The 6,000-nt window shown below is 62.6% G+C and carries 7 protein-coding genes; 3 read left to right on the top strand and 4 right to left on the bottom strand.

The genetic code is table 11. From position 1 onward, the window contains the following. Positions 1-11 precede the first annotated feature (11 nt). Positions 12-1,658 (bottom strand): IS1634 family transposase, encoded by a 1,647-nt coding sequence (locus GA0070560_RS15260; protein WP_091297056.1) that lies wholly within the window; start codon positions 1,656-1,658, stop codon positions 12-14. Between the two features lie 156 nt (positions 1,659-1,814). Between GA0070560_RS15260 and GA0070560_RS15255 the strand changes: the two genes are divergently transcribed. The 3 genes from GA0070560_RS15255 (at position 1,815) to GA0070560_RS30065 (ending at position 3,691) form a co-directional block, all read left to right on the top strand. Beyond that, on the top strand, positions 1,815-2,240 hold the full coding sequence (locus GA0070560_RS15255) for a hypothetical protein (RefSeq protein WP_091297053.1): 426 nt from the start codon (positions 1,815-1,817) through the stop codon (positions 2,238-2,240). Beyond that, the gene (locus GA0070560_RS15250; protein WP_091297050.1) at positions 2,233-3,345 is read left to right on the top strand and encodes a DUF262 domain-containing protein; all 1,113 of its coding nucleotides are present in this window, start codon (positions 2,233-2,235) and stop codon (positions 3,343-3,345) included. The genes GA0070560_RS15255 and GA0070560_RS15250 overlap by 8 nt, the downstream gene beginning before the upstream one ends. Before the next feature lie 97 nt (positions 3,346-3,442). Continuing rightward, entirely contained in the window at positions 3,443-3,691 is a 249-nt protein-coding gene (locus GA0070560_RS30065) for a Scr1 family TA system antitoxin-like transcriptional regulator (protein WP_091297047.1), read from the top strand. Positions 3,692-4,075: 384 nt separating this feature from the next. Here GA0070560_RS30065 and GA0070560_RS15240 read toward each other — a convergent pair whose 3' ends face one another. The 3 genes from GA0070560_RS15240 to GA0070560_RS15230 all read right to left on the bottom strand — a co-directional run bounded on the left by GA0070560_RS15240 (position 4,076) and on the right by GA0070560_RS15230 (position 5,926). Next, the gene (locus GA0070560_RS15240; protein ID WP_091297042.1) at positions 4,076-4,270 is read right to left on the bottom strand and encodes a DUF397 domain-containing protein; all 195 of its coding nucleotides are present in this window, start codon (positions 4,268-4,270) and stop codon (positions 4,076-4,078) included. Next, positions 4,263-5,144, bottom strand: coding sequence for a helix-turn-helix domain-containing protein (locus GA0070560_RS15235; protein WP_091297039.1), 882 nt, complete (start codon positions 5,142-5,144; stop codon positions 4,263-4,265). The genes GA0070560_RS15240 and GA0070560_RS15235 overlap by 8 nt, the downstream gene beginning before the upstream one ends. 203 nt (positions 5,145-5,347) lie before the next feature. After that, a complete protein-coding gene (locus tag GA0070560_RS15230) occupies positions 5,348-5,926 on the bottom strand; it encodes a hypothetical protein (RefSeq protein ID WP_139131499.1) in 579 nt (192 codons plus the stop codon). Positions 5,927-6,000: the final 74 nt, after the last annotated feature.

The raw sequence follows: 6,000 nt of genomic DNA, 5'->3' as shown, positions 1-6,000 counted from the left end.
CCTGAGTTCGGTCATTTCGTTAGTGCCCGAGGTCCGCCCATGGTGAGTGCGTCGATGATGGCTTGTCGTTCGGGGTCGATCTGGGGTGGGAACGTCTGCGTGGCGTTGTTGATCGCGAGGGTGGCGGAGCGTAGCGGGCGTAGCTGACGCAGGACGTTGCGGATCGCGAGTCCGGTGCGGGTCTGCACTTCGCGGGTCACGGCCAGGGCGGTGAACACGATGGTCAGGTGTGCCTCGATGGCGTCTTTCGTGTGGTGGAACATGGGTCGGGCGGCGAGGTCGGTCTTGGACATGCGGAAGGACTGCTCGACGTGCCACAGGTCGTGGTAGTTGGAGATCACCTCGGCAGGGCTCATCACGTTGTGGGTGATGTTGGTGACGTAGCCCTTGAGTCCGACGAGTTTGCGTGCCCTGGCCAGCGACGCTTCGTCGAGGGTGCGGGCGGTGCCGTTGATGGTGACGAATCTCGGGGTCCTGGTCGTCTTCTCCCCGGCGATGACGGCCCGTGCTTTTGCCTCTTGGGCGTTGAGGGTCTTGTTGTCCCGGACGGCGCGGGTGGCCGAGTAGGACCACACCGCCCGCCACGCCGACGGGTGTGTTCCTGGGTTCCACACCGGCTCGGCTTTGAGGGCGGGGTCGTTGTCCCGGTTGGCGCCGGTGCGGGGGGTGATCGTGTCGATGATCTGTCCGTCGGTGAAGTAGTCCCCGTGCCAGCGGTAGTGGGACTCCAGGTCGATCGGCGCCTTGGTGGTGCGTGAACCGACGATGAAGCCGAGGCCGGCCTCGTCGAGTTCGCGCAGGTTGGTCGCCGACAGCATGCCGGCGTCGGCGACGATGACCATGCCCGCGATGTGGTGGCGGGCCTGGAACTGGCGGATGACCGGCAGCAACGTCAACGTCTCGGCCTTGTTGCCCTCGAAGCAGCCGATCTCCAACGGGAACCCGTATCGGTCGACCAGCAGCCCGACGACGATCTGCGGGTCCACACGTCGTTCCTTGGAGTATCCGACCTTGCGCAGGTCGTCTTCCTTGTCGGCCTCGAAGTACAACGTGGTCACGTCGTACAGGCAGAGGCTGACATCGCCGCTGCCCGTGGCGTGGGCGAAGCACAGTCGTGCGATCTGATCGCGGTAGCCGCCCTCGTGTGCGCGGATCAGGGTGCGGCGCATCGTCTTCTCGCTGGACGGCTTACGGCCCAGGTCGATCAGCACCCGACCGGTGTCGCGGATCGAGGTCGGTTCCACGATCCGCGCGATCACCAGATCCCGAAAGACCTTGTCGCCCACCGCGTCGAATCCCAAAGTGGTGAACACTGCGGCCAGCACGTCGTAGAGCACCCGCGACGCCGTCGACACCACCCGCGGCGCGGCGACCACCGCCGGCCCACGCACCGATGAATTCTCGACCTGGAACAACGCCGCGTCACCGACCGGGCCGACCAAGGCCGCCTTCGGCGCGACCGGCTCGACACCCAGCTCAAGCTCACCCTGCCCAGGATCGGCAAGAAGCTCGCGGGCCCGCGCGATCAGCAACCCCAACTCGGCCTCGGTATGCGCCGAGCCCACATGAGCAATGATCCGCCGCCGCCCACCGACGGACTCGGCGATCTGCACCGCCGTCGCGCCCGAGGCCGTCCGCACCCGCCGAATCCACGCCACGAACCCGAGCGTAAGACACCAATTAGTGCCTCAGAAACAACCCACCAACACCCAACACCCCAGGTCAGCGCCCTACACCCCATCGCCCCGCAAGCCGGTGACCAAACTCAGGTCAGATGGCGGCATTTGGTTGCAACTGAACTTGGAGTTGACCCGATGGCGGTCCAGCTAGTCGGAAGCGCCCGTTTGGGGTACTCGCTGAACCCGAAAAAGAACTTCAGAAGGTTCCACGAGAGTTCGGATCTGGACGTTGCAATTATCTCCCCGGAGCTGTTCGATCAGGCGTGGGGAGAGCTCCGTGAAATCATCGAAGATGAGATGTTTGCCAACAAGAAAAGCTATCTCCGGAAGCTGGTTTTCGAGGAATGTATCGCCCTCGATGTCATTCTGCCTCGATTGTCTTTTGGTGAACGTTGGTCACGGTCGAGAGATATCTTGATTGCGCACCTCGGGGAGGCCTTCATGAACTGCGAAGTCAACTATCGATTGTACCGCAGCCATAAGTCACTTAGAATTTATCAACTGAAGAGTGTGGTAATCGCGCGAGACCGCGCGATCGAGGAGGGTGTGCACCATGGCTGATCACGGTCTCAAGTTCGAGATAGAATCGAAGACTGTGGCGGAGTTTCGGTCGCTAAACAAATCCGGTGAGCTGATCCTCCAGCCCGAATATCAGCGTCAGGTCGTTTGGCCCGACCGTGCCAGAGTGTCCTTGATGGAGACTATCCTTTTGGGGTATCCGATCCCGGAGATCTACCTCGCTTACGAGACGTCGCCGGACGGGGAACAAAAGGCTTCTGTCGTGGACGGCCAACAGCGTCTCACCTCTCTTCTTTGGTTTCTTGACAACAAATTCGCGCTGGATGGACTAGAGGACGAGAAGCTTAAGGAGAAGTTCGAGGGAATGTTCTTCAGGGAACTTCCCGCCGATGTTCGCCAGGAGTTTTTTCAGTACCGATTCCCGATTCGGCGCCTGTCAAATCTTGCCGACGAGTTTGTGCGCGCAGTTTTCGCCCGCGTCAACAGGGTAAATATGGTCCTCACCGAGCAAGAGCTCCGAAATGCTTTGCTGCCCGGCCCATTCAACGATTTCCTCAAAGACTGTGCAGCCCATCCAATAAGTGCGGTATCCGGGGTCTTCAGTGGTGAACGTCGCAGACGAGGTGGCGACCTTGAGTTCTACGCTGAGGTCTTCAGCACCTGCGTTTTCGGACTATCCAATAAAAAAGCTGAACTCGATGAGCGCTATGACAAGATCTCCGCAGATTTCGAGCACTATCAGGACCGGGCAGCAGAGTTCCTCGCGTTGCTTGCGTTCCTTAAGGATACTATCAAATGGGTCGGCCGAACTAGATGGTCAAACATTGTCGATATGTTTACGCTGCTGCATGTTTCTTGGGGGGTGCGCGAGGACCTCAGTAATGCCGACTTGCAGCGGACGGGGCAGATTCGGGATCTTCTGGACCTGTTTCAACGCGCAGTCTCGGCCAAGAAGCGCAAGGACGAGAACGGGGAAATTGCCGCCTTCTCTGCCTCTCTTTCATCAATGCTTCAGATGGCGCCTGAGGAAGTTGATGATGTCATCGAAGGATATATGTCAGGTATCCGGAACTCGTCCGACTTGGGATCACGCCGAGCTCGCTCCCAGAATTTGAGCCTCTTACTTGTGAAGAAGCTTAAGGGGTGACCGAATTGCTTCGCCTTGGAGTCCGCGCAGGTAGGTGAATCGCGATGGTCGGCGGGCGGATCGGTGGATTCGTCGGTAGCGCTTCCAATGCTGCGGGATGATGAGGTTCCCGCGCCCCGCCCAGTTGCGCGAGCAAGCCGGGATGATTCTCCGTGCTACTACCGAGCTGGGGTGCGCGACGGCCCTCTGCCGGCAGCAGCCGGACGTGACCGAGACGGAACGGGCATGGCTGATCGAGGTACGGCTGCGACGGCAAGGCGTGCTGCGGCAGCTGCCTGCGGCAACACAATTCGAGGTGAGACTCGCCGAGGCGGTGCTGCTGCGTACCGTCAGCGACCGGCGGTGATGGTCTAGCAGCTCTGGCACCCCGGCACCTGGCATCGCGGGCCCGCCGATTGCCGGATGTCTACAAGGCTATGGTCGCCCCGATCGACTTCTGCGCTCTGACGGAAGTGGCCAACGGACGACTGGACTTTTACGTCGCGAACGACCTGCGCAGCGTGATCGATCAGCGGCACCCGGAGTTCTTGTCGAGAGTCGGCGGTGTGCGTCCGCAAAACCCCGAGAGTCGTCAAGCAGCGATCTACCCTGCACGGATGGATGCGTGACGTAGCCGCTGGTCGCTGCTCGATCAGGCGGCTCGGCTTGCGGACGGAGACGCGAGCGCCTGAGCGATAGCGCGACGGGAACACCTCCGGCATCTGCTGGAGGCGCTCCCGTGTGACCAGGTTCAGTGGCCGATCTTGGTGGCCTGGACGAAGCTGGCCCAGGCGGTGGGGGAGAAGGTGAGGGCGGGTCCGGCCGGGTCCTTGCTGTCGCGTACGGCGACGATGCCGGGCAGATTGTCGGCGACCTCGACGCAGTTCCCGCCGTTGTCGCCGCTGCGGGTGCTCTTGCGCCACTGGGCGCTGGTCAGCTCAGCCATGGTGGACCTCCCCAATGATCTTGTTGATCAGATGCCTCGATTGTTGCTCATCGAGGGCCAGAGACGTGAGGCTCGCCCAAACCTCTTCGTAGATGGCGAGTTCTTCCTTGCGGTCGAGGTAGAGCGCCCCGGTCAGGGACTCGCTGTAAACCACTGAGGGGTCGGGCTCGACGCGGTTGCGGAGAGGGAAGTCCAGCATGACGAAGGGGCCAGCGACCGCACCGAAGTGCAGCCCCGCGCTGAGGGGGAGCACCCGGATCGTGACGTGCGGGAGCCTGCCTACGTCGAGTAGGTGTCGTAGCTGTCCGGCCATCGTGGCGGGGCTGCCAACGAGCCGGAGGAGAACCGCTTCCGAGAGGACGACCTCGAACTGTGGTGGCGGTGGAAGGCGACGTTCCAAGAGCGTCTGACGTTGCAGCCGAACCTCGACCAGCCGCTCCCGTTCGTTCTCCGAGATGCGCGAGCGATGCTGGTAGACGCCACTGGCATAACCCCTCGTCTGGAGAAGCCCGGGGATCAGGGTGTCCTCGTACTCACGTAGCCGTGAGGCGGCGGACTCCAGGCCGACGTACAGTTCGAACCAGTCGGGGATGGCGTCGCCGTATGAGTGCCACCAGCCCTTGGCCTTGGTCTCGTTGGCCAGGGCGGTGAGCGCGCCGGCCAGCTCGGGCGTCGCGCCGTACAGCTCGCACATGGCCTTGACGTCGAGGGCGCGGACCGGGCCGAGGCCGGTCTCGATGCGCCACATCTTCTGCCGGCTGCAGTGCAGCGTCTCGGCCGCGCCGTCGAGCGTCATCCGCGCCTCGGTGCGCAGCTCCCGCAGTGCCCGCCCGAGCTGCCGCCTCGGGACTGTCGATCCCATGTCGTCGGCCATCCGCCACCCCTCTCCACGTTGCATTTTGTTACATCGCTGCTGGCGTCCATGGAACAGGCGGATGTTGCCCGGAATGAGCTGGGGGAGTGGGCAACCATTCGTCGCGCCTGCCTTTCACCGACCCTATAGGACGGCTACGACAGGAGCTAACGACACGCAATTCCCACGGTTGTCGGAAAGAGGAGGCGCGGCTTTTCGTCCGGTCAGCCGGTCAGCTCGTTGACGAAGTAGCCGATGACACCGCCGATGGCGAGTGACACTCCGTTGATCCAGATGTCGTCCCGCTTGCGCTGCCAGAACGTCGGCGACTGCGCCCGCGTACCTGTGTAGATCACGGTCGTGGTCTCCCAGGTCGGCAGGGGCAAACTGAGCCCGGGAAGGCGGACGACGCTCAGGATGGAGGCGCCCAGCAGCGCGCGTACGCTCGTCGTGAACTCGAACCGGCGGCAGCGGCGGATGATCTCGCTCGCCTCGGTCAGCGCCCCCTTGTCCCGCAGGGTAGGGGCGGTGATCTCGACGGTGTTGGTGGCGCCGAGCTGCAGGCGTACCCGCCCGTCGTCGCCGGCGAGAGCGAACTGCCTGATCTCCTTCACGCCCTGCTTCAGCAGGGTGTCGAAGTCCTCGTCGACGTCGTCCAGCTCATAGTCGTCGGCGGTGAGCTTCGGTGGCGTGTCGCAGCACTGGCCGAAAAGCCTTACCAGTTCGGCCGTGTCGTCGCGCCACATGCGTACCGGGCCGAGTTCGATGCTGAGTATTTCGGGTGCGGTTCTCTTCAACGCCACCACTCGAACCTAGATTTACCCGCCCTACGAGGCGATCCGCCGACCGTCCATGTAGCTCGAAGACGTCGCGGGCG

Source organism: Micromonospora halophytica (genome assembly GCF_900090245.1).
Classification (GTDB): domain Bacteria; phylum Actinomycetota; class Actinomycetes; order Mycobacteriales; family Micromonosporaceae; genus Micromonospora; species Micromonospora halophytica.
The sequence above is the reverse complement of the archived record's forward strand: the minus strand, read 5'-3'. Positions and strand labels throughout refer to the sequence as shown.

Bases quoted from the DNA above. Each gene is read 5' to 3' on its own strand.
- GA0070560_RS15250 (WP_091297050.1), top strand. From the start codon at position 2,233: ATGGCTGATCACGGTCTCAAGTTCGAGATAGAATCGAAGACTGTGGCG.
- GA0070560_RS30065 (WP_091297047.1), top strand. From the start codon at position 3,443: ATGATGAGGTTCCCGCGCCCCGCCCAGTTGCGCGAGCAAGCCGGGATG.
- GA0070560_RS15235 (WP_091297039.1), bottom strand. From the start codon at position 5,144: ATGGCCGACGACATGGGATCGACAGTCCCGAGGCGGCAGCTCGGGCGG.
- GA0070560_RS15240 (WP_091297042.1), bottom strand. From the start codon at position 4,270: ATGGCTGAGCTGACCAGCGCCCAGTGGCGCAAGAGCACCCGCAGCGGC.
- GA0070560_RS15255 (WP_091297053.1), top strand. From the start codon at position 1,815: ATGGCGGTCCAGCTAGTCGGAAGCGCCCGTTTGGGGTACTCGCTGAAC.